General features: G+C 64.3%; 22 protein-coding genes. 7 read left to right on the top strand and 15 right to left on the bottom strand.

All coding sequences use genetic code 11. From position 1 onward, the window contains the following. Positions 1-63: 63 nt before the first annotated feature. Positions 64-1,956 carry a monovalent cation:proton antiporter-2 (CPA2) family protein gene (locus B6V73_RS13770; protein ID WP_088719619.1) on the top strand — a complete coding sequence of 631 codons (1,893 nt, stop codon included), beginning with the start codon at positions 64-66 and terminating at the stop codon, positions 1,954-1,956. An 88-nt stretch (positions 1,957-2,044) separates the two neighbouring features. Here B6V73_RS13770 and B6V73_RS13765 read toward each other — a convergent pair whose 3' ends face one another. The 5 genes from B6V73_RS13765 to B6V73_RS13745 all read right to left on the bottom strand — a co-directional run bounded on the left by B6V73_RS13765 (position 2,045) and on the right by B6V73_RS13745 (position 6,978). Continuing rightward, positions 2,045-2,554 (bottom strand): CarD family transcriptional regulator, encoded by a 510-nt coding sequence (locus tag B6V73_RS13765; protein WP_075774088.1) that lies wholly within the window; start codon positions 2,552-2,554, stop codon positions 2,045-2,047. A gap of 320 nt (positions 2,555-2,874) precedes the next feature. Next, positions 2,875-3,213: a ferredoxin FdxA gene (gene fdxA / locus B6V73_RS13760; protein WP_075774087.1), complete on the bottom strand. Its 339-nt coding sequence runs from the start codon at positions 3,211-3,213 to the stop codon at positions 2,875-2,877. A gap of 101 nt (positions 3,214-3,314) precedes the next feature. Further along, complete coding sequence (locus tag B6V73_RS13755; protein WP_075774086.1) at positions 3,315-3,605, bottom strand: RNA-binding S4 domain-containing protein; 291 nt, start codon at positions 3,603-3,605, stop codon at positions 3,315-3,317. A 9-nt stretch (positions 3,606-3,614) separates the two neighbouring features. Then, positions 3,615-6,455 carry a helicase-related protein gene (locus B6V73_RS13750; RefSeq protein ID WP_088725513.1) on the bottom strand — a complete coding sequence of 947 codons (2,841 nt, stop codon included), beginning with the start codon at positions 6,453-6,455 and terminating at the stop codon, positions 3,615-3,617. Positions 6,456-6,474: 19 nt separating this feature from the next. Next, positions 6,475-6,978, bottom strand: a complete 504-nt coding sequence (locus tag B6V73_RS13745; protein ID WP_233242988.1) for a tetratricopeptide repeat protein — start codon at positions 6,976-6,978, stop codon at positions 6,475-6,477. 134 nt (positions 6,979-7,112) lie between these two features. Here B6V73_RS13745 and B6V73_RS13740 point away from each other — a divergent pair, with 134 nt between their 5' ends. After that, positions 7,113-7,400: an SCP2 sterol-binding domain-containing protein gene (locus B6V73_RS13740; protein WP_075774083.1), complete on the top strand. Its 288-nt coding sequence runs from the start codon at positions 7,113-7,115 to the stop codon at positions 7,398-7,400. Then, on the top strand, positions 7,400-8,383 hold the full coding sequence (locus B6V73_RS13735; protein ID WP_088719617.1) for an alpha/beta hydrolase: 984 nt from the start codon (positions 7,400-7,402) through the stop codon (positions 8,381-8,383). Before B6V73_RS13740 ends, B6V73_RS13735 begins: the two co-directional genes overlap by 1 nt. On the opposite strand, the gene B6V73_RS13730 is transcribed toward B6V73_RS13735, so the two are convergent. Genes B6V73_RS13730 through B6V73_RS13715 form a run of 4 tightly spaced genes read right to left on the bottom strand, consistent with a single transcriptional unit; the run spans position 8,364 to position 12,310 of the window. Continuing rightward, positions 8,364-9,089 (bottom strand): peptidase, encoded by a 726-nt coding sequence (locus B6V73_RS13730; RefSeq protein WP_075774081.1) that lies wholly within the window; start codon positions 9,087-9,089, stop codon positions 8,364-8,366. The two genes, B6V73_RS13735 and B6V73_RS13730, sit on opposite strands and share 20 nt — an antisense overlap. Positions 9,090-9,121: 32 nt before the next feature. Further along, positions 9,122-9,934, bottom strand: coding sequence for a transglutaminase family protein (locus B6V73_RS13725; RefSeq protein ID WP_075774080.1), 813 nt, complete (start codon positions 9,932-9,934; stop codon positions 9,122-9,124). After that, on the bottom strand, positions 9,931-10,893 hold the full coding sequence (locus tag B6V73_RS13720; protein WP_088725512.1) for an alpha-E domain-containing protein: 963 nt from the start codon (positions 10,891-10,893) through the stop codon (positions 9,931-9,933). The genes B6V73_RS13725 and B6V73_RS13720 overlap by 4 nt, the downstream gene beginning before the upstream one ends. A 4-nt stretch (positions 10,894-10,897) precedes the next feature. Then, positions 10,898-12,310 (bottom strand): circularly permuted type 2 ATP-grasp protein, encoded by a 1,413-nt coding sequence (locus B6V73_RS13715; protein WP_088725511.1) that lies wholly within the window; start codon positions 12,308-12,310, stop codon positions 10,898-10,900. 233 nt (positions 12,311-12,543) lie between these two features. Between B6V73_RS13715 and B6V73_RS13710 the strand changes: the two genes are divergently transcribed. Beyond that, positions 12,544-14,364: a M3 family oligoendopeptidase gene (locus B6V73_RS13710; protein ID WP_088725510.1), complete on the top strand. Its 1,821-nt coding sequence runs from the start codon at positions 12,544-12,546 to the stop codon at positions 14,362-14,364. Between the two features lie 175 nt (positions 14,365-14,539). Here B6V73_RS13710 and B6V73_RS13705 read toward each other — a convergent pair whose 3' ends face one another. From B6V73_RS13705 to lgt, 4 genes are all read right to left on the bottom strand, one after another. Next, positions 14,540-15,334, bottom strand: coding sequence for a Hint domain-containing protein (locus tag B6V73_RS13705; protein WP_088725509.1), 795 nt, complete (start codon positions 15,332-15,334; stop codon positions 14,540-14,542). Positions 15,335-15,994: 660 nt separating this feature from the next. Further along, positions 15,995-16,747, bottom strand: coding sequence for a peptidoglycan editing factor PgeF (gene pgeF, locus B6V73_RS13700; protein ID WP_088725543.1), 753 nt, complete (start codon positions 16,745-16,747; stop codon positions 15,995-15,997). A gap of 25 nt (positions 16,748-16,772) precedes the next feature. Continuing rightward, positions 16,773-17,855 carry an SAM-dependent methyltransferase gene (locus tag B6V73_RS13695; RefSeq protein WP_088725508.1) on the bottom strand — a complete coding sequence of 361 codons (1,083 nt, stop codon included), beginning with the start codon at positions 17,853-17,855 and terminating at the stop codon, positions 16,773-16,775. Further along, on the bottom strand, positions 17,852-18,748 hold the full coding sequence (gene lgt, locus B6V73_RS13690; protein ID WP_077701393.1) for a prolipoprotein diacylglyceryl transferase: 897 nt from the start codon (positions 18,746-18,748) through the stop codon (positions 17,852-17,854). Before lgt ends, B6V73_RS13695 begins: the two co-directional genes overlap by 4 nt. A 132-nt stretch (positions 18,749-18,880) precedes the next feature. On the opposite strand from lgt, the gene B6V73_RS13685 reads away from it, so the two are divergent. Further along, complete coding sequence (locus B6V73_RS13685) at positions 18,881-19,129, top strand: accessory factor UbiK family protein (protein ID WP_088719767.1); 249 nt, start codon at positions 18,881-18,883, stop codon at positions 19,127-19,129. Positions 19,130-19,392: 263 nt separating this feature from the next. Here B6V73_RS13685 and B6V73_RS13680 read toward each other — a convergent pair whose 3' ends face one another. Further along, positions 19,393-20,325 carry a PhoH family protein gene (locus B6V73_RS13680; RefSeq protein WP_240504143.1) on the bottom strand — a complete coding sequence of 311 codons (933 nt, stop codon included), beginning with the start codon at positions 20,323-20,325 and terminating at the stop codon, positions 19,393-19,395. Here B6V73_RS13680 and B6V73_RS21140 point away from each other — a divergent pair. Beyond that, on the top strand, positions 20,257-20,601 hold the full coding sequence (locus tag B6V73_RS21140; RefSeq protein WP_240504144.1) for a hypothetical protein: 345 nt from the start codon (positions 20,257-20,259) through the stop codon (positions 20,599-20,601). The genes B6V73_RS13680 and B6V73_RS21140 overlap by 69 nt on opposite strands. 310 nt (positions 20,602-20,911) lie before the next feature. Then, entirely contained in the window at positions 20,912-21,280 is a 369-nt protein-coding gene (locus B6V73_RS13675; protein WP_075774072.1) for a hypothetical protein, read from the top strand. Positions 21,281-21,356: 76 nt separating this feature from the next. On the opposite strand, the gene miaB is transcribed toward B6V73_RS13675, so the two are convergent. Further along, positions 21,357-22,679 carry a tRNA (N6-isopentenyl adenosine(37)-C2)-methylthiotransferase MiaB gene (gene miaB / locus B6V73_RS13670; RefSeq protein WP_088725506.1) on the bottom strand — a complete coding sequence of 441 codons (1,323 nt, stop codon included), beginning with the start codon at positions 22,677-22,679 and terminating at the stop codon, positions 21,357-21,359. Positions 22,680-22,751: the final 72 nt, after the last annotated feature.

The raw sequence follows: 22,751 nt of genomic DNA, 5'->3' as shown, positions 1-22,751 counted from the left end.
CTGGGACGTAGACGCGTCGCGCCCCTCCCCCTCCCGCGCACCGCCCAAGGAAACAAGCCGCCGATGGAAAGCTTTCTCTTTCAAGCCACGTTGTACCTGCTCGCGATGGTGATCGCAGTGCCGCTGGCCACCCGTGCCGGCCTTGGCTCTGTGCTGGGCTACCTGATCGCGGGCATCCTGATCGGCCCGGTCACTGGGCTCTCCGGCGCCGAGATGACCGACCTGCAGCATTTCGCCGAGTTCGGCGTGGTGATGATGCTGTTCCTGATCGGACTGGAGCTGGAGCCGCGTGCGCTATGGGCGATGCGCGACAAGCTGGTAGGGCTCGGCGGGTTGCAGGTGCTCGTCACGATGATCCTCGTCACCGCGATCGTGATGGCGATGGGCGAGGATTTCCGCGTCTCGCTCGCGATCGGGATGACGCTGTCACTGTCCTCGACGGCGATCGTGTTGCAGACTCTCAACGAGAAGCGACTGATGCAGACGGCGGGCGGGCGGTCCTCCTTCGCGGTGCTGCTGACGCAGGATATCGCGGTAATCCCGATGCTGGCGCTGATGCCGCTTCTGGCCCTGCCCGGCGCGCGGGCGGTGGCGAAGGCTGGGCACGGCGATCACGTCGTGGCGCGCGTGATCGACTCGTTGCCCGCCTGGGGCGTCACGGTGATCACGCTGGCCGCGGTCGCCTTCACCGTGCTGATCGGGCATTACCTCGTGCGCCCGCTGTTCCGGTTCGTGCAAGGCGCAAGGCTGCGCGAGGTGAACACGGCGATGGCGCTGCTGATCGTGGTGGGCATCGCGAGCCTGATGAACCTCGTGGGCCTCTCGCCCGCGCTCGGGACTTTCCTCGCCGGGGTCGTGCTGGCCGACAGCGAGTTCAAACACGAGATGGAATCCGATATCGAGCCCTTCAAGGGCCTGCTGATGGGCCTGTTCTTCATCACCGTGGGCGCGGGCATCAATTTCGACGTCATCACCGCGCAGCCCGCGAATATCTTCGCGCTGGTCTTCCTGCTGGTCGCGCTGAAATCGGCGGTGCTTTACGGGCTGTCGGTGCTGTTCAAGATCCGCGGGCCGGACCGTTCGCTGTTCACGCTGAGTCTCGCGCAGGCTGGCGAATTCGGCTTCGTGCTGGTCTCCTTCGCGGTCGGCCAACGGATTTTGCCGAATGCCTTGGCCGAGAAGCTTCTGGTGGTGATCGCACTGTCGATGCTCATCACGCCCTTGCTGTTCATCCTGCACGAGCAGATCGGCCTCAGGCTGCGCAAGCCGCCGGGCCCCGACCCGGACGCGATCGACGAGCAGCAGCCGATCATCATCGCAGGCGTGGGCCGTTTCGGGCAGGTGGTGAACCGTCTGGTGACGATGTCCGGCATGCGCACGACCGTTCTGGACGCCGATCTCAAGACGATCCAGCTGATGCGAACCTTCGGCTTCAAGGGCTATTTCGGGGATCCGACGCGCCCCGACCTGCTCGCCGCGGCCGGCATCAATCAGGCGCGGGTGCTGGTCGCAGCGCTCGACGGGCGCGAACAGACCACGAAGCTCGTGGCCTATGCGCGCCGCATCCGGCCCGACCTTCACATTGTCGCCCGCGCGCGCGACCGGACGCATGTGTTCGATCTGTATCGAGCCGGCGCGAATGACATCGTGCGCGAGATGTTCGACAGCTCCCTGCGCGCCGGGCGGTATGTGCTCGAGAACGCAGGACTGTCGGCCTTCGAAGCCTCGGAGCTGGAGAAACTGTTCTTCAAGCTCGACCGGGCCGCCGTGCGCGACCTGGCGCAGGTCTGGAAGCCGGGCGTGCCGGTCGAACAGAACGCCGAGTACATCGCGCGCACGAAGGAGCTCAACGCAGAGCTGGAAGCCGCAATGATGGAGCAGTTCCGCCGCCGCGGCGAGCGCGACGAAAGCGATCGCGAGGCCCCGGGCAACGAAAAGACCGGGCCGGAAGCGTAATCGCGGGCAACGGCTCCCCTGCCCTTCGCCCATGAAAAAACGCGAGGCTCGCAAGCCTCGCGTTGGAAAAGTTCCGCGTGTGTCGCGATCAGGCGGCGCGGCCGACCAGAACCTCGTCGACGGTTTTCGCGGCACGCTCTTCGTCGGTGCCCGAAACGGCGGCCACTTCGCGGGTCAGACGCTCGAGCGCGGCTTCATAAAGCTGGCGCTCCGAGTAGGACTGCTCGCGCTGATCGTCGCTGCGGTGCAGGTCGCGCACCACTTCAGCGATCGCGAGCAGGTCGCCCGAATTGATTTTCTGTTCGTATTCCTGCGCACGGCGCGACCACATCGCCCGCTTGACCTTGGCCTTACCCTTGAGGGTCTCGAGCGCCTTGGTCACCATGTCGGGCGAAGACAGGCTGCGCATCCCGACTTCGGTCGCCTTGTGCGTCGGCACGCGGAGGGTCATCTTGTCCTTCTCGAAGGAGATCACGAAAAGCTCGAGCTTGAGCCCGGCGATTTCCTGTTCTTCGATGGACATGATCTTCCCTACGCCATGCGCCGGGTAGACGACGAAATCGTTGGGGCGGAATTCGGTCTTCTTGGTTTTGGTCATGCGGTTCGTTTCCTTGCAGCCGGTCACGAACCCCGGTATCCAGCGAGCATACGACGCCCACGGGGCTCTCTAGCTCCGCGTTCGTCAGTCAGTCACGAGATCTCTTTTGCGGGCGAGCGGGCGACGCAAAAGGTGGGGTCGAACTCATTTGTGACAGTAATATAGCAAGAATCGCATGAATTTCAAAGCGCGTAACTGTCGCGCATATGTAATATGATGCGTTTTCAAAGAGTTACGCAGGGGATTTTGACAAAATGCCGCAGCGTAAACCACCCCAATTCCCAGAGAATCGGGGAAAATTGGTCAGAATCACCGACCCGTCAGTCGCCTTCGCCAGGCGCCTCGGAGAAATACTTCTCCAGCTTGCCACTCTCGCCGTCGTATTTCTCGGCTTCCGGCATCGGATCTTTCTTCTGGGTGATCACCGGCCAGAGCTCGGAATACTTCCGGTTTAGTTCGACCCAGGATTCCATTCCCGGCTCGGTATCCGGACGGATCGCATCGGCGGGGCATTCGGGCTCGCAGACGCCACAATCGATGCATTCGTCGGGATGGATCACCAACGTGTTCTCCCCCTCGTAGAAGCAATCCACCGGGCAGACCTCGACGCAGTCGGTATATTTGCAGTTGATGCAGTTATCGATGACGACGTAGGTCATTGGTGAAACCCCGATTGAACAGCTTCCTGCCCCGTCCTAGCGGGGGATGAACCCTCTTTCAAGAGAGAGGCCCGGCTTTTCGCTGCGGCATTGCGCACAGCCTACCCCTCCGGTTCGAGCAAGGTGTAAAGCGTCTGAGCCTCGACCGCGGGGCCGCGCCGTGTGCCACATTCCAGTACCCGCAGCACACAGATTCGCGCATCTTCGCCCTTGCCGAGCCGCAAGGTCAGCACATCGCCCGGGCCGATCGCCCGACCGGGCTTGTCGATGCGCTGACCGTTGACGCGCGCCTTGCCACCCTGCACCAGCTCCTGCGCGAGGCCGCGGGACTTGCAGAACCGCGCCTGCCAGAGCCATTTGTCGATGCGGATGCGCTCGGGCGCGTCAGCCATGGCGGGACGTTACTTCTTGTCCTTGAGGGCTGCCAGAACCGCGAAGGGGTTGTCCGGATCAACCGGCTTGTCCTTCTTCGGCGGACGAGCCTCGAAGTTGCGCGCGCCTTGCGGCTTGCCACCCTTCTTGCCTTTGCCGTCGCGCTTGCCATGCGGCTTGCCGCCGCCCTTGCGCTCGCCACGTTCGCCACCGGGCTTGCCACCCTGCCCCTGATCGCGACGCGGCGGACGGTTGCCGCGCGGACGCGGTGCCCAGGTGAAGGTGTAGAAGACCTCGACCTCGTCGCTGGTCACGTCATCGGCTGCCACCATGTCGCCGCCGGCCTCGGCCGCAGCCTCCGCCTCGGGATGGGTTTCGGCAGGCTGCTCGCCGCCGCCGGCCTCGGCTTTCGCCTCGTCGGCCTGCTCGGTCTTGAGGGCCTCGGCACCGGCTTGCTCTTCGGCCTTCTCGAGATCGGCGGCTTTCACCTTCGCGCGCTCGCCTTTCTCGGCCTTGTAGCCCAGACCGCCCATCAGATCGGCGAATTGATCCAGCGTCATGCCGGTAATCGAGAGCATGTCCGGATTGGCTTCGAACCCGCCGCGGCTATCCTGCGTGCGCAGCAGATCGGCGAGACGTTCGAGCATGTCGATGCGGATCGCCCGCGCGCCGGAGGGGCGGTAGCCCGACAGGCGATAGGTCTCGGCATCGAACGCATCGATATTCGGTATCGTCACGAGGCCCGGAGGCGGGCTTTCGGGGAATTCATCCGCGCCCGACCAGAGCGAGGCCAGCACGAGGCGCAGACGCGTCGGCGCGGGCTTGAGAAGCGCGGGCATGAAGATCGTGTATTGGCCGAAGCGCACACCGTGCTTGCGCAGAGAACCGCGCGCGTCCTGATCGAGATCCTTCACCTCGCCGGCGACCTGCTCGCGCGGGATGATACCCAGCGATTCCACCATGCGGAACGCGAAGCCACGGGCGAGACCCGTCAGCTCTTCGTCGCGGCTCATCGCCAGAAGCGGCTCGAACAGGGCGGCAACCTTGCGGTCGATGAAATGCTGTAGACGGCGCGTAACCTTCTCGGCCACATCCGCGCCTGCCTCGTCGTCGACGAAAGCCTGCACGGTCGGCTTCAGGACATCGGGCCCCTTCACCAGCTTGCCGACAGCGGTGTCGCCCCACATCAGGCCGCCCTGCTCGGTAAAATCCATCTCCGTATCGGGCGCATTGTAGAAGCGGTCCGCGCGCAGATTGAACTCGGGCGCGAGCGCCTCATACGCCGCGCGGGCAAGCATCTTCGCCTCGTCTGGCGAGCCGGTCTCGTCCTGCTTGAACCGGAATCCTTCCAGACGGCCCGCGAATTCGCCTTCCACCGTCACTTCGCCCTTGTCGTTCACCTCGGCCACGAGGGTCTCCTTCTGCTTGAGCCGGCGCATCAACACAGAGGTGCGCCGGTCCACAAATCTTTGCGTCAGCGCGCCATGAAGCGCGTCCGACAGGCGGTCTTCTACAGCGCGGGTCGCCTCGCGCCAATGGCTTTCATCATCGACCCACCCTTTGCGTTGCGCAACATAGGTCCATGTGCGGATGAAGGCGAGACGACGCGAGAGCGTGTCGATATCGCCGCCCGTCCTGTCGATACGCTCGATCTGGCGCGCGAGCCAGTCCGAGGGCACGCCCTTGCCCGATTGCAGGAACTCGAAGATGCGCGCCAGAAGCGTTGCATGTTCGGCCTCAGAAATCGAACGAAAATCGGGGATTCGGCAGACATCCCAGAGAAGCTGCACGTCCTTTGGACTGGTGACGCGGTCGCGGATCGCCGGATCCTCGGCCAGCACCTTGAGCGCGCGCGCATCGTCGGCCTCGCGTCCCTTGGTCAGCCATTCGCCGCCATCGCGTTCGGCGGGCCGCGCGTCGAGCGATTGGATCAGCCGGTCCACGGTACCGAATTCGAGCCGCGCGTTGCGCCATTGCAGCCTCTGCAGCGGCGCGAAACGGTGGTTTTCGACCGCCTCGATCACCTCGGGCTGCAGCGGCCGCGCCTCGCCGGTCACCCCGAACGTGCCATCGGTGGTGTGGCGCCCGGCGCGACCTGCGATCTGCGCAAGTTCATGCGGGAAAAGCGGGCGCATCCGCCGCCCGTCGAATTTCGACGTGGCCGAAAACGCGACATGGTCGATATCGAGGTTGAGCCCCATCCCGATCGCATCGGTGGCGACCAGATAGTCGACGTCGCCATTTTGATACATCGCGACCTGCGCGTTGCGGGTGCGGGGCGAGAGCGCCCCCATCACCACCGCGCAGCCGCCCTTCTGGCGGCGGATCAGCTCCGCGATCGCATAGGTGTTCTCGACCGAAAACCCCACGATGGCCGAGCGCGGCTTCATCCGGGAGATTTTCTTCGAACCGGAATAGGTCAGCTCGGAAAACCGCTCGCGCTTGGTGAACTGCACCTTTGGCACCAGCGCCGCGATCGCCCCGCGCATCGTCTCGGAGCCGAGGAACAGCGTCTCGTGCAGCCCGCGCGCATGCAGCAGCCGATCGGTGAAGACATGGCCCCGCTCGGGATCGCCACATAGCTGGATTTCGTCGATGGCGAGGAAATCCGCGCCGATCCCCGTCGGCATCGCCTCGACCGTGCAGACCCAATATTGCGTCCGCTCGGGCACGATACGTTCTTCGCCGGTGACCAGCGCCACGACCGAGGGGCCGCGCTGCGCGACGATCCGGTCATAGACTTCGCGCGCCAAGAGCCGCAGCGGCAGTCCGATGACGCCGGTCCGATGCGCCAGCATCCTCTCGATTGCGTAATGGGTTTTGCCGGTATTGGTCGGCCCCAGAACGGCCGTGATCCGCCCGCCTTGCATCGCAGCTCCGTTCCAGCTCTCAGAGAGCCGTGCCCTGATGCGCCTCGTCGAGGCGCGCAATGGCGTCTTTCACATCCTGTTGATGCGGATTCAAGGCAAAAGACTTCTTATAGGCCTCAAGCGCGCGCTTGTCGTCGCCCATCTCCTCGAGGATCGCCCCCAGACCTGCAAGCGCGCCCCAATGTCGCGGCTCCAGCTTCAGGGTACGCGCGATATCCGCCGCCGAGGGGCCATAGAGCCCGGCCATGAAATAGGCAGTCGCCCGCCCGTTCCAGCCAGCGGCGAAATCGGGCGCGTGATCGGTGAGCGCCGTGAAATGCTCGATCGCGGCCTCGGTATCGCCGGCGTCCAGCGCCTCTTCGCCGCGCTTCAGGAGCAGGTCCATCGCCGCGGATCCCGACCGCGACCACGCCCTGCGGATGTCCGCCTCGGCGCGCGACCAGCCCGGATCGTTGGGATCGGCCAACTCTTTGAAATACGGGTCCAGACCTGCGGTTTCGGCGCTGGCGGGGAATGCCGCCATTGTTCCCAGCATCGCCGAAAAGCAAAATGCCGTGACGACACATTTGTATCTGTCAAATCGCTGCCACATAAATCATGACTGTAATGCAATTGCCGGAGAATGCGAGAGCCCGGCCATCAAAATTGGAGGACGCGATGAGCGAGGTTATCGACAAGGCCGTTGAGGCGCTGCGGGCGAAACTGCCCGATGGGTTTTCTTCGACTGCAAAATTCGTGATCGAAGGCGAAGGCTCGATCATTGCCGACGAGAACGGCGTGCGTGAAGGCGACGACGACGCGGAAGTCGTTCTGACCGCCGATCGCGAGACCTTCGAAGGCATGCTCAACGGCGACGTGAACCCGACCGCGGCCTTCATGTCCGGCAAACTTTCGGTCGACGGCTCGATGGGCCTCGCCATGCAGCTGGGTGCGGCTCTGGCCTGATGGAACGCGCCCCGATTTTCGAAGAGATCGCGCGCGGCCCCGAGGGCGGCGCTGCCTATTGGCTGACGGCGGAAGATGGGGTGCGGATACGCTTCGCACATTGGCCAGCACCGCCCCAACCACGCGGCACGGTCTTTCTGGGATGCGGGCGCACCGAATATGTCGAAAAATACGGCCCTGCGGCCGCGGAATTCGCGGCCCGGGGCTATGCCATGCTCGCCATCGACTGGCGCGGGCAAGGCCTGGCCGACCGGCTTTTGCCCGACGCACCCGAGAAAGGCCATGTCGGCGGCTTGCAGGATTACCAGTGGGATCTGCATGCGGTGATCGACGCTGCGGACAAGCTCGGTCTGCCGCAACCCTATTACATCGTGGGCCATTCGATGGGCGGCGCAATCGCGCTGCGCGCGGTGATGCATGAACACCATCGCTTCAACGCGGTGGCTTTCTCCGCGCCGATGTGGGGGATCGCCACCTCGCCGCTGCTGCACCCGTTCCGCATCGTGCTGGCAAACCTTCTGGGCGACGGCTTCCTCGCGAACAACTATCCGCCCGGCATGAACGGCACCACCTATGTCTACCGCGACAGTTTCGAGGCGAACCGCCTGACCCGCGATCCCGGGATGTGGGCCTGGCTGCTCGAGCAGGCCGCGAAGCGCCCCGAACTGACGCTGGCCGGCCCGACGATCCACTGGGTCGCCGAGAGCCTGCTGGAATGCGAGGCGCTGGCAGCCCTGCCCTCCCCCGACCTGCCCTGCTATTGCGGCCTGGGCGGGGCGGAGAAGATCGTGCACACGCCCTCGGTCCATGACCGGATGGGGCGTTGGCCAAAAGGCACGCTGGACGTGATCCCCGACGCCGAGCACGAATTGATGATGGAAATCCCCGCAACGCGGAAACGCTTCTACGACGGCTGCACCGCGCTGTTCGACGCGGCGGGCGGGCTGGACGCCCGCGACCCGGTCAAAGCTGAATCTGCGTGAAGCTGTCGCGCAGCGCGTTCGACCAGGCTTCCGACATTTCCGCGAAATCATTGTCGCCCGCCTCGATGCGGCGCTGGCTGGAGATCCGGCACTCGTCCTTCTTGATCACCGCCAGATCGAGCGGCATCCCCACCGAGAGGTTCGAGCGCAGCGTCGAATCCATCGAAAGGAGTACCGCCTTCTGCGCATCGATCAGGTTTGTGTCCGGACGGACCACGCGATCGAGGATCGGCTTGCCGTATTTATGCTCGCCGATCTGCAGGAAGGGCGTGTCCTCGGTGGCTTCGATGAAGTTGCCCTCCGGGTAGATCAGGAACATCCGCATCTCACCGCCCGCGCGCTGGCCCGCGACGATCATCGAGGCCGAGGTCGAAACCCGCTCGGCATCCATCCGGCTGGTGATGTCCTTGCGCACGCCCGCCATCGTGTTGCCGATGATCTCGGCCACTTTCAGCATCGTCGGCGCTTCCATGATCGAGCTGTCGCCCGTCGCGTCGCTCGCATCCGCTGCCTCGCGCAACCGCGCCAGCGTCGTTTGCGTGACCGAGAGCGAGCCCGCGGTCATGATCGCGATCACCCGTTCGCCCGGCTCTTCGAAGGTGAACATCTTGCGATAGGTCGCGATGTTGTCGAGCCCGCCATTCGTCCGCGTGTCCGACAGCAGCACCATCCCCTCGTTCAGCAAGAGGCCTACGCAATAGGTCATGTTCGTTCCCTGATCCCTGACAAGCGCGCAATCTATTGCTGGACTTGGTCCAAGGCAACTGTGACGTGCAGTCGCTCCTCGCCCGAGCCTTGGGTGATGCCACGGATCGGCGCGGCTTCGCGCGCATCGAGCCCGGAGCCGAGGCGGATATAGCGCTCGTCCGGGCAGCATTTGTTCGCCGGGTCGAAGCCGATCCAGCCGATGCCCGCGATCCATATTTCGGCCCAGGCATGGGCGGCCTCGTGCGGGGTGCCATCATCGGCCGCGAACAGGTAGCCCGAAACATAGCGCGCGGGCAGATCGGCACAGCGGGCTACCGCGACCAACGCATGGGCATGGTCCTGACAGACCCCCTCGCCCTGCGCCAGCGCCTCGGCGGCTGTGGTGTGCGAATGGGTGGCGCCCGGCTTGTAGGCGATCGCTTCGGAGATCGCGGCACTGAGGCGATGCGCCCGATCGAGATTTTCCGTGGCCCCTGCAACGGCCTCTTCGGCCAGCGCCGCCAGACTGTCGTCGATCCATGTCGCGACGGTCTCGCGCAAGTACGCCATCGGATGCACCAGCTCGCGGTGACCGCGCAGCACGCCCGAGGTATCGAAAGTTTCGACCTGCCCCGTCACGGTGATCGCGACCTCGTCGACCGGTGGGCGGATCGACCAGCCCTCGATACGGTCACCGGCGCCGTCGCGGAACGACCCGCCCCGGAGACCGCCTTCGACCGAGACGTCCCATTCGATGACGCGCTGGCCCTCGAAGCGTGAGGGGAACATGCGCAGCGACTGCACCGCGGCCCCCATCGGCGCGTCGTAATCATAGGTGGTGACATGGTTGACGGTGAGGATCATCGCGCATCTCCCGACAGGTAGGTTTGCTGAACGAGCGCGGTAAGCTGCCCGATCTCGCCGATGAAGCGGGTGAGGAACTCGTGCAGGCCTTCCTCGATAATTTCGGCGACTTGAGTCTGGTTCAGCTCGGTCATCAGCGCCTTGGCCCGCATCTGCGGCAGGCCGGTGCCCGGCTCGACCTCGTAGAAGCTTTCGAGATTGTCGAGGTGGTGCATCGCCTTGCGCGTCGCCGATATCAGCGAGCGCGGGCTGGCCGGGTTGAGGATCAGGAAATGCATGATCTTCGACGCCGTCAGCTCGCCGCCATAGGCCCAGTGGAAAGCGCGATAGGATTGCAGCGCGCGCAGCAGCACCTGCCACTGGTAATTGTCGAGGCCAGAGCCCACCATCTCCACCGAGGGCAGCAGCACGAAATATTTCACGTCGATCAGACGCGCGGTGTTGTCGGCCCGCTCCAGCGCATAACCGAGGTTCATGAAGAAGAACCCGTCATTGCGCAGCATCGTGCCGTCCATCGCCCCACGCAGCAGCGCCGATTGGCGGGCCACCCATTCGCACAGCTCTGTAATCTCCCATTCAGAGCGCGGCTGACGCTCGATCTGGCGGATCTCTTGGAACGCGGTGTTGAGCGTATCCCAGACCTGACCGGTGATCGCCGTACGCACGATGCGCGCGTTCTCCCGTGCACGCTCGAGGCAGGATATCACCGAGGACGGGTTGTCGCGATCAAAGAACAGGTAGCTCTCGATGTTGCGCTGCACCGGATCGCCGTATTTCTCGGAGAAGCCATCGGCAGTGCCCGAGGCTTGCAGCAGGCTCTCCCATTCGGAACGGTAGCCATGACCGGTCGACGGCGTCAGCGCGATCCGCGCGCCGACCTCCAGAAGCCGTGCCATCGTCTCTGCGCGCTCCATGTAGCGCGCGACCCAGAACAGGTTTTCAGCGGTTCTACTCAGCATCCGATCACTCCGCCAAAACCCAGGTGTCTTTCACGCCCCCGCCCTGCGACGAGTTCACGACAAGAGACCCTTCAGTCAGCGCGACGCGGGTCAGCCCGCCGGGGACAAGCTCGATCTTCTCGCCGACGAGACAATAGGGCCGCAGATCGACATGGCGCGGGGCCACGCCCTCTTCCACGAAAGTCGGCGTGGTCGACAGCGCGAGCGTCGGCTGGGCGATGTAGTTCTCGGGATTGTCCTCGACCTTGTGGCGGAAATTCTCGATCTGCTCCTTCGTCGATTTCGGCCCGACGAGCATGCCGTAACCGCCGGAACCGTGAACCTCTTTCACCACCAGCTCGTCGAGATGTTCGAGCACGTATTTGCAATCGTCGGCCTTGGCGCATTGCCACGTCGGCACGTTTTCCAGAAGTGGTTCTTCGCCAAGATAGAAGCGCACCATTTCCGGCACGAAGGTGTAGATCGCCTTGTCGTCGGCGACGCCCGCGCCCGGAGCCGAGCAGATCGTCACACCGCCCGAGCGGTAGACATCCATCAAGCCGGGAATGCCCAGCATCGAATCCGGGCGGAAGCAGAGCGGATCGAGGAAAGCGTCGTCGATCCGGCGATAGATCACGTCGAGCTTCTTCGGGCCTTCCGTCGTGCGCATCCAACAAAAGCCGCCCTCGCAGAACAGGTCCGGCCCCTCCACCAGCTCGACGCCCATCAGGTCGGCGAGGAAGGAATGCTCGTAATAGGCCGAGTTGAAATGGCCCGGCGTGAGGATCGCGACCGTCGGCTCGCCCTCGCATTTCGCCGGTGCGACCGAGGCCAGCGTGCGGCGCAGCGCGTCCGAATATCCATCCACCGGTTCGATCCGGTTCTCGCGGAACAGCTGCGGGAACATCCGCATCATGATCTCGCGGTTCTCCAGCATATATGAGACGCCCGAGGGCGTGCGGCAGTTGTCCTCGAGCACGTAGAACTGATCCGGCCCCGTGCGCACCAGATCGACGCCGACGATATGGCTGTAGATGCCGCGCGGCGGGATGAAGCCCGAAACCGCGCGCTCGAACGCATCGTTCTGATAGACCAGCCGCGCCGGGATACGCCCCGCCCGCACGATCTCGCCACGCCCGTAGACATCGAGCAGGAAGGCGTTCAACGCCCGGGTGCGCTGCTTGATCCCGCGCTCCAACTTACGCCATTCAGCCTGCGTGAAGACGCGTGGAAACATGTCGAAGGGAATCAGGCGGTCCGGGTCGCCGCCCTCGCCGTAGACCGCGAAGGTGATCCCGATCCGGCGAAACAGCGCCTCCGCTTCGGCCTGTTTCATCGCGCGCAGCTCGGAGGGCATTTCGCGCATCCAGCCATCGAGCCCGCTATAGGGCTGACGCACTTTGCCGCCGTCGAACATCTCGTTGAAATACTCTGTCATCGCGCCGGATATGCCCCCCTAGTCTTTTATTTAAGTCTAGGCCGTGTGCCTCGCGAGTAAAAGGCGATGCCCAAAGTTAAGCAACGCAGCGCGCCCGGGGGTCGCTCATTTCGCGGCATCTGCCGAAAAATTGTGCAACACCCAGCGAGCCCGCGCCCTTGTCACGACGGCGCCCCTGCCCCTATCTGGAAAACAAACAAACATACATGAGCCAGACATACATGAGGATGCCCATGACGCTGACACACCGCCGCCCCGTCTTCGATGCGAATGCCAATGCAGGGGCGTTCGGCGATCTGCCCGAATGGGATCTCAGCGATCTCTACCCCGCCCCCGACGCACCGGAACTGAGCAAGGACATGGCGTGGCTGGAAAAAGCCTGCGCCGAGTTCGCCGCCGATTACGAAGGCAAGCTGGCCGATCTCGACGCGGCGGGCATGGCAGAGTGCATCAAGCGCTACGAGGAAATCGACGAGAAAGCGGGCCGCGTGATGTCCTATGTCGGCCTGCGCTATTACCAGAACACGACCGACCCGGCACGGGTGAAGCTGCTGTCCGATGCGCAGGACAAGATCACCACCTACACCACGCCGCTCGTCTTCTTCAGCCTTGAGTTCAACCGCATCCCGGACGCGACCTACGAGGCCGTCTTCGCCGATGAGCGCGTCGCCCGCTACAAGCCGGTGTTTGACCGCATGCGCGCGATGAAACCCTACCAGCTCTCCGACGAGCTGGAGAAATTCCTCCACGACCAATCGGTCGTCGGCGCTGCCGCGTGGAACCGCCTCTTCGACGAGACCACCGCGGCGCTGGAATTCGAGGTGCAGGGCGAGAAACTGTCGCTCGAGGCCACCACGACGCTCCTCTCCGACCACAATCGCGAAAAACGCGAAGCGGCGGCGAAGGAGCTGGCGAACGTGTTCGGCGAGAACATCCGCACCTTCTCGCGCATCCACAACACGCTGGCCAAGGAAAAGGAAATCGAGGACCGCTGGCGCAAGATGCCGACGCCGCAGACCGGTCGCCACCTGTCGAACGACGTTGAGCCGGAAGTGGTGCAGGCGCTGCGCGACGCCGTGGTCGCGGCCTACCCGCGTCTGTCGCATCGCTACTACAAGCTGAAGGCGAAATGGCTCGGCCTCGAGAAGCTGCAGATCTGGGACCGCAACGCGCCGCTGCCGACCGAAGCCCCGCGCGACATCATGTGGGACGAGGCGAAGGACACCGTGCTCGACGCCTATTCCGGCTTCGATCCGCGCATGGCCGATATCGCGCAGCCCTTCTTCGAGAAAGGCTGGATCGATGCGGGCGTGAAACCGGGCAAAGCGCCGGGCGCCTTCGCGCATCCGACCGTGACCACCGTCCACCCTTACGTGATGCTCAACTACCTCGGCAAACCGCGCGACGTGATGACGCTGGCGCATGAGCTGGGCCACGGCGTTCACCAGGTGCTGGCCGCGAAACAGGGCGAGATGCTGGCCAACACGCCGCTGACGCTGGCCGAGACGGCCTCCGTCTTCGGCGAGATGCTGACCTTCCGCAAACTCCTCGCTGCGGCGAAGACCCGCGAAGAGCGCAAGACGCTTCTGGCCGGCAAGGTCGAGGACATGATCAACACGGTCGTCCGCCAGATCGCCTTCTATGATTTCGAGTGCAAGCTGCATGCAGCCCGCGCCGAAGGGGAGTTGACGCCTGAGGACATCAACGCGCTATGGATGTCTGTGCAGGGCGAAAGCCTCGGCCCGGCATTCGAGTTCATGGACGGCTACGAGACCTTCTGGTCCTACATCCCGCACTTCGTCCACTCGCCCTTCTACGTCTACGCCTATGCGTTCGGCGACGGGCTGGTGAACGCGCTCTACGCCGCCTACGAGGCCGCGCCCGAGGGCTTCCAGGACAAGTATTTCGCGATGCTGGAAGCGGGCGGCTCCATGCACCACAAAGAACTGCTCGCGCCCTTCGGCCTCGACGCCTCCGACCCGGCTTTCTGGGACAAGGGCCTGTCGATGATCGAAGGCTTCATCGACGAGCTGGAGGCGATGGAGGAGGCCTGAACTTCTCCTTGATTGAAATATCCCGGGGGGCGCGCAAGCGCGGGGGCAGAGCCCCCTCCCCGGCCCGCAACAAAAAACGCCGCGCGAGGTTCTCAACGCGCGGCGTTTTCCGTGACCGGCTCCCCACGAGCGCCGTCAACTCCGACCGGAGCCTTTACCCCTTGCAGGCCCTCGCTCAGATCAGCATGTCTTCCACCTCGAACCGGGTCAGCCGCGGTGCGGCGAGCGGGCCGAACTCGCGCAGCCTGTCCATCTGCGGAAACAGCGCGAGGAACAGTTCCGCCATCCGAGGATCGATCATCCGCTCGAAGCCTTCGCCTGGGTGGAAGCTCTCGACCTCCATGCCGCCAACCTTGAGCGAGCCGTGATGCTCCAGCACCAGGTGATAGGCGGAGACCGGCGAGATCGGCGCGACCTCGATCACGCTCACCCCGTCGACGAAAGCCGCAATCGGCGCATAGGCCGCCTCGATCCCCAGACGCGCGCGCAGCCGCGCGTCGCGCAGGCAAATCCGCGCATGGGGGCCCAACACCAGATCCTGCGACGGACGACCATGCCCAAATGCCTCGGCGGTGACGCGGATCATCCCCGCGGCCTTGTCCTTCGCGGCGGGGAACATCGTCATCGACCCTTTCCAGGTGACGGTCTCAACCCGCTCGTCGGCGGTCAGGACGCGCATCCCGGGCACCACATCCTCAATCGAGACGGGGCCCTCCTCGGTCGCGATCACAGCGCCGCGCGCCAAGGCAGAGAACGCCTCCTCGAACAACGGAATCGCCGGGGCGACGCGGGAGGTTTCCTCGATGAACCCCTCTGCCTCCAGCCACCACGCGGCATAACGGCGCGTCATCGCGGAGGCGCGCAGGGCGCGTTTCGGCGCATTCGGGCTCGCACGCAAAGGGCGCGGCAGAGGCGGTTCGGAACTGTCGGGACGGAGCGCGGCCGCTGCCGTCCGGTGGGGTAGATTCATGCGATAGGCCTTTCGGTCTTCTCACGGCTGCATCGGCCCCCACCGGTTGCAGAGAGACGCTCACAACATGGCCAAAACCGGTGACCCCGTCAAATTTTTGATGCGATTGTCTCACGATCCCCGAGCAGTCGAGACCTGCCCTAACGGCAGGTTTCCCGGGCGCGCACAAACCGCCACAGTCTCACCACATTCGAAGCGAATCACCCGCCTCCAGAGGCACTGGAAGCGGGTGATGAAAATGGCCGGGCGTGGCAGCGCCCGGCCAAGTCTCGCATTGCGATCCGCATGACCAATTGCGATCGCGTTGCGAGAAGGGAGATCATTGTGCGGCGCCGACCCTCCGCGGCGCGGCCGCCGCCGTGCGACGCGTCTGTGCGCGGCGCGCATTGCGCGCCCACGGCATCGGCGTGTCGCATTTACGTGCGGAGTCCAGCGCGGTTTTCATCCAGCGGCGGGTCGGTTGTTGCTTGTTCACGTTGTTGTCCCCTCGTCTCAGGATCGTCTTCGATCCGGTTCAGGACTGTTGTGACCGCGCAATGGGGCCAGCATGGGGCGAGAGTGGGAATTTTTCGCGCAAGGAAACGAACGAATGCGGCAAGGCCGATTGTTTCAGAGTCATCTCATGTGCGGGCGGCGCGCTGCCCGCGCCCCCCAGATCGATCAGAGGCGGATCGCCGAGAGCAGGCGCCCGTAATCGGCCTCCCCCGCATGGGTCGCGCGGCGGTAGGAATAGAAGCGCTCGGGCTCCTGGTAGGTGCAGCGACGCATCCATTCCGCCTCGCCGACGCCCGCCTCGCGCAGCCGGTGAAGCGAGAAGCTCGGCAGGTCGAAATGCGGCTTGCCTGAGGGTCCGGGCGAGAAGAACCGGCTGTAATCCATGTCTTCCATCAGGAACTGCTCCATGAAGTCCTCGCCGACCTCGTAGGAATGGACCGAGATGCACGGCCCGATCACCGCGGTGATGTCCTCGCGATGCGCGCCCAGACGCTCCATCGCGTCGAGCGTGTTCTCCAGCACCCCCTCCATCGCGCCGCGCCAGCCTGCATGGGCCGCGCCGATAACGCCCGCTTTCGGGTCCGAGAACAGCACCGGCTGGCAGTCGGCGGTCAGGATCGAGATTGCGATGCCCGGCACCTTGGTCACCGCCGCATCGGCGCGCGGCGGCGGATCGGTGATCTCTTCGATCACTGCGACATCGGGCGAATGCACCTGATTGACGCCCTGCAGCGCGTTCAGCTCAACCCCCAACGCGTCTGCGGCACGGGCCCGATTGGTTCGCACCGCCTCGCTTTGGTCCGACGAACCGGGGCCGCAGTTGAGCCCGGCGAAAATGCCCGAGGACGCCCCGCCCTTGCGGGTGAAGAAGCCGTGCTTCACCGCCCCCAGGGCGGGTGAGGTCAGAATTTCGAGCATCGTCGACATCGTGCCCCCCAATGGCTCAGTCGGTGTTTGGGTCGAAGCCCGGCGGCAGCGGCGCATTCGGCGCCACCAGTGCGAGAGCTTGGAACAGGTGACCCATTTCCTCGGGATGGGTCAAGCGGCGATGCGCGGCGATATGGGTCTCGCGCGCGGCCCCGGATAACGCCTGCGCGAGGCGCTGCGCCCGCGCCGTGATGCCCAGCCGCTCCAGCAGAAGGCCCTGCGCGGTCATCGCCGACACCTTGGCCCCGACCCTGTGCGCCGCCTGCGCCAGAGGTTCGAAATCGACATGGGCGGTCAGGTCCGCCTCACCCGGTGTCGCGAAGGGATCGACGGGTTCATGCGCCTTGAGGGCCTGAAACGTGTCGCCCTTGGAATGCCAGTTGCCATAGTCGATCAGCAACGCCGCGCCGCCTTGGCGCGCGATCCGCGCTGCGAGCCTTTCAGTGAAACTCACCGCAGCGGCACAGGTCTCGACCACATTGCCCGGCACGGTGTCAGCCATGCGCGGCTCCAGAGCCTCGAATCGCGTGGGCGGGGCGAGGCCGGGGGTCAGCGCGCCCTCGTCGGACAATCCGATCTGCCGCTCGGCCCAGCCCTGCTCGACCCGTTGGAACTGCCGGATCGGCAGCGCGTCGAGAAACTCGTTCGCTACGAGGAACAGGGGGGAGTCTGGCAGGTCGTCGATGGTCTCATGCCACACCACCTGATGCGGCGCGAGCTTCTGCTTCTGAATCTCGCGCAGGGTCGGCGAGGCTTCGATCAGATGCACCTCTGCCGCGTCCGCCATCCCGCGCACCGCCTTCATCGCGCGCAGCATATCGGCCATCAGCGTGCCGCGCCCCGGCCCAGCCTCGGCCAAGATGAACGGCGCAGGCCGCCCTTGATCGAGCCATGCTTGCGCCAGACACAGGCCCAGCATCTCGCCGAACATCTGGGAAATCTCCGGCGCGGTGATGAAATCGCCCGCGCGCCCGAACGGATCGCGGGTCGCGTAATAGCCATGTTCGGGATGCAGCAGGCAGATGCTCATATAGCGGTCGAGCCGCATAGGCCCCTCCGCCGCGATCTGCGCGGCAAGGATGTCGCCCAGCGGGGTCACGATGCTTTCGGCGCGCGCAGTGCGCGGATCACGAAATACAACCCCACCGCGATCATCGGCAGCGACAGCACCTGCCCCATCGTCAGCCCCCAACCGTCCGTGAAGCGGATCACGTGGCCATAGGGATTGCCGAGGGTCACGAACTGCGGATCGCCCTGCCGGAACAGCTCCACGAAGGCGCGCGCGGCTCCGTAGCCCATCAGGAAGACGCCGAGGCTCAGCCCGGGACGCTTAAGCGAACGACCGAACTTCACCAGCCCCCAGAGGATCAGTCCCAGCAGCAGCCCTTCGAGCCCCGCCTCGTAGAGCTGCGAGGGATGGCGCGCGCAAGACCCGTCCACCTGCCCCGCGATCCCGAGGCAGGTCTGCGCCAGTTCACCGGGGAAGATCACGCCCCACGGCACGTCCGTCGGACGCCCCCAAAGCTCCGGCTTGATGAAGTTGGCGATCCGTCCGAGAAACAGCCCGATCGGCGCCACCAACGCCATCGCGTCGGCGAGTTGCAGCTTCGGCACGTGGTGACGGCGCGCGAACCACCAGCCTGCGACCAGTGTGCCCAGGAAACCGCCATGGAAAGACATGCCGCCCTGCCAGACTTTCACGATGTCGAGCGGATGCGCCAGATACCATGCAGGCTCGTAGAACAGGATGAAACCGAGCCGCCCGCCCAGCACCACACCCACGATCACCGCCGTCAGCAGGTCCTCGACCTTGCCCGGCGCCATCGGCGCACTGTTCGTCGGCCAGAGCGTATCGCGCTTCATCAGCGCCACGATGATCCGCCATCCCGCGATCAGCCCCGCGATATAGGCCAGCGCATACCAGCGGATCGGCAGGCCCAGACCGGGGATCGTAAGGGCGACCGGATCGAATTGCGGGAAGGGAATGGCCAGAGGCAGCAAGGCGGTCTCCTGTCAGAAATCGCCGCGAGAAAGCCCTGCGCGGGCCGGGAAGTCAACCTTGCCAGCGGCACCGACGCGGCCCATATAGTCAGGGAAGCAGAAATTGACCGCAAGGGGATGCCGATGCAGCCGCCCAACAAGATGTTCGACGAGATGTCCAAGCTGATGACCAACGCGATGGGCGTGGCCCAAGGCGCGAAGGACGAGGCCGAGACGGCGATGAAAAGCTGGATGGACCGGTGGCTCGCCGACCGCGACCTCGTGACCCGCGAGGAGTTCGACGCGGTCCGCACGATGGCGCAGAAAGCCCGCGAAGAGAACGCCGCGCTGAAGGCCCGCATCGAGGCGCTGGAAGGCAAGAAGGAAGACTGAGGTCTTCGCGATGGAATTTGAAAACGCCCGGTCCGAATGGCCGGGCGTTTTTCGTTGGCCCCGTACGGGGGCGACCGCCCCCCGGGGACGGCGCATTGGCGATATCCTCGCGCGTTCGGATATCATGCGGCCTTGCAAGACAAAGCGCCCTCTCGAGGGTCAAGCGCGGCCCTTTGTCAGATTTCCAGACACGTCACCACACAGCGAAATGCCCGCGCCGAGGCGCGGGCAAATCACTAATTCTTCGTTAAAGCCTCCCGGCTTCAGGTGCCTTCCGCCTGATCGTAGGCGTCGATGATCTTCGCGACCATCGGGTGACGCACCACGTCTTTCGCTGTGAAGTAGTTGAAGCTGATCCCCTCGACATGGCCGAGGATACGCTCGGCATCCTGCAGTCCCGAAGGCATCCCGCGCGGCAGGTCCACCTGCGATCGGTCGCCGGTAATAACCATCCGCGAGCCTTGGCCCAGGCGGGTCAGAAACATCTTCATCTGCATGGTCGAGGCGTTCTGCGCCTCGTCGAGCACCACGAAGGCGTTCGACAGAGTGCGCCCGCGCATGAAGGCGAGCGGCGCGATCTCGATCCGCTTCTCTTCCAGCAGCTTCGCGAGCTGCTTGGCGGGGAGGAAGTCGTTCAGCGCGTCGTAGAGCGGCTGCATGTAGGGATCGACCTTGTCCTTCATGTCGCCGGGCAGGAAGCCCAGACGCTCGCCCGCCTCGACGGCCGGACGCGACAGGATGATCTTGTCGACATGCCCGCCGATCAACATGGTCACGCCCACAGCCACGGCGAGATAGGTCTTGCCGGTGCCCGCCGGCCCGATCCCGAAGGCCAGCTCGTGCTCGAAGAGGTGCTTCACATAGGCCTTCTGCGCCTCGGTGCGCGGCTCGACCTGCTTCTTGCGGGTGCGAATCTCGAACTTGCCCGCCTCGAACATCTCGAGCTGCTCGTCCACCGTGGTCCCGGCGCCACCCAGATCGGCCATGCGCAGTGCGGCATCCACCTCTTCGGCGTCGATCTGCTTGTTCTGTTCCAAGCGCTGATACAGCTGATGCAGCACGGCGGCGGCCTGCGATTGCGCCTCCGGCTCGCCCACTACGGCCAGCTGATTGCCGCGCCGGAGGATGTGAACCTGCAACTTGTGCTCTATCTGGGCCAGATTGCGGTCGAATTCACCGCAAAGATCGATCAGCAGCCGGTTGTTGGGGAACTCAAGAAGCGTCTCGTGAGCATCCTGAGAGCGAGGCGGGGGTGTGATCGCGCTGAAGCCCAAATACAGAGTCTCCCTAGCTGGTTTGGTAAAGATATGGTGCCTGCCTTGGGGGATTCACGCAAGCACTGGTTTCCCGCCCTCCTAGGCGAGGTATCGAATTTCATCAAACTGAAACGAAAAAACCCAAGCGCGGTTCCGTCTGGTCACTTCGCCTGTTTTTTAGGCAAAGACGGGTCGATCTGGTGTGCAAGTCGCTGAGCGGGTCGAGCATCCGTGGCACGGTTGCCCCGCGCGACAACCCCGAATCGCCAAGCCGCCGAGGGCCCGTCAAAGACGCAGAATCGCGTAGGAAAAGGCAAGCTTCACACAACCTTAGCGGGAAAACTGTCGCGGAAGGCTAAACATCCTCCATGTTTTTCCCGCCATTGTTTTCACATGCCCGGCAAATATCGACAAACTCTCGCCAATTTGGGTTCAATCTGGGCAAACTGCGGGCAGATGGTGCTCGGGTCGGAAGGATCACGAGCACCTATGTTATTCCGCTGCCCGATCAGGAGAGTCTCTGAAGATGAAGACCATTGCAATCACCGCCGCCGCGCTGCTCACCGGTATGGCATTCGCTGGCGCCGCCCAGGCCGGTACGAGCTGCTACACCGGCCCGGTGGGGCGCGATCACGTCAACAACAAGACCGTCTGCGGCCCGACCCGCAAGCAACAGATTCATATCGACTGCTTCCGTGGCCCTTGGCGCGAGACGATCTGGGATCACCCGCAGGGCAGCTTCGTCGATGACCTTGTGGCGTTCGGCTACGATTACGGCGATGCGAACGGCCTCGCGACGCAAATCTGCAGAAACGAGAGCCTCGTGGGCAACCCGGAAGGTCTCCGAAAAGAGCTTCTGAAAGCGATCGCGAACGATCCGCCCGGCCCGAACTGATCGGCGAAGGCTTCCAACAAGAAAGGGCCGCGGATGATGCGGCCCTTTTCAATTGATGCAGTGACGCGTTGCGCGCTCAGATCAGCTCGCCCGCCAGCGAATTTGGCGCCGTACCGGTGATCCGCACCTTCGCCAGGACGCCGGGACCGAGCCCCTCGCCCGAGACATGGACCGCCTGCAGGTAATCGGATTTGCCGACCCACTGGCCGTCCAGACGACCGGGCTTCTCGAAGAGCACGTTCACTTCGCGCCCGATCATGCTCTCCTGACAGGCCCGCTGTTGCGAGGTCAGAAGCGCCTGAAGCTCTTGCAGCCGCGCGTCCGCGACCTCGGCAGGCACCGCGCCTTTCGCGCCAGCCGCGGGCGTGCCCGGGCGCGGCGAGTATTTGAACGAATAGGCCATGCCGTAATTGACCTCGCGGATCAGCGACATCGTGTCCTCGAAATCCTGATCGGTCTCGCCGGGGAAGCCCACGATGAAATCGCCCGAGATCACGATGTCGGGGCGCGCGGCGCGGATACGCTCTATCAGGCGGATATAGCTTTCCGCCGTATGTCTGCGGTTCATCGCCTTGAGGATCTTGTCCGACCCAGATTGCACCGGCAGATGAAGATAGGGCATCAGCTTCGGCTCGTCGCCATGGGCCGCGATGAGATCGTCTTCCATGTCGTTCGGGTGCGAAGTGGTGTAGCGGATACGCTCCAGCCCATCGATCTTGGCGAGCGACCGGGCAAGCCGCGCGAGCGACCAGTCACCGCCCTCTCCCTCGCCGTGATAGGCGTTGACGTTCTGACCCAAGAGCGTGATCTCGCGCACGCCTTTCTCGACCAGCGCCTGCGCCTCCCGCAGGATTTTCTCGGCAGGGCGCGAAACTTCGGCCCCCCGCGTATAGGGCACCACGCAGAAGGCGCAGAATTTGTCGCAACCTTCCTGCACGGTCAGAAACGCGGTCGGGCGCGCCTGCACGGGGCGCGCGGGCAGATGGTCGAACTTGTCTTCCAGCGGAAACTCGGTCTCGACGGGGCGCGCGCCATTGTCGGTGCGGGCGACCAGTTCGGGCAGCTTGTGATAGCTTTGCGAGCCCACGACCAGATCCACCAGATCCGAGCGCCGCAAAATCTCGTCGCCCTCGGCCTGCGCGACGCAGCCCGCGACACCGATCTTCAGGTCGGGCTTGGCCTCCTTGAACGGACGCAGGCGGCCCAGATCGGAATAGACCTTCTCGGCCGCTTTCTCGCGGATATGGCAGGTGTTGAGCAGCACCATATCCGCCGCGCCCACATCGTCGGTCAGCTCGTAGCCCTTGGCGCCCATGGCCTCGGCCATGCGCTCGCTGTCATAGACGTTCATCTGACAGCCATAGGTTTTGATATGCAGCTTTTTCGGAGCGTCGCTCATGCCAATCCTCGCGCGTCTTTCCAGCGCGCCTGATACAGCCAAACCGCCCTTTCCCGCAAGGTCGCGCATGGC

This window comes from Thioclava sp. JM3 (assembly GCF_002213185.1).
Taxonomy (GTDB): Bacteria; Pseudomonadota; Alphaproteobacteria; order Rhodobacterales; family Rhodobacteraceae; genus Thioclava; species Thioclava nitratireducens.
This window is presented reverse-complemented; position numbering and strand designations above follow the sequence as displayed.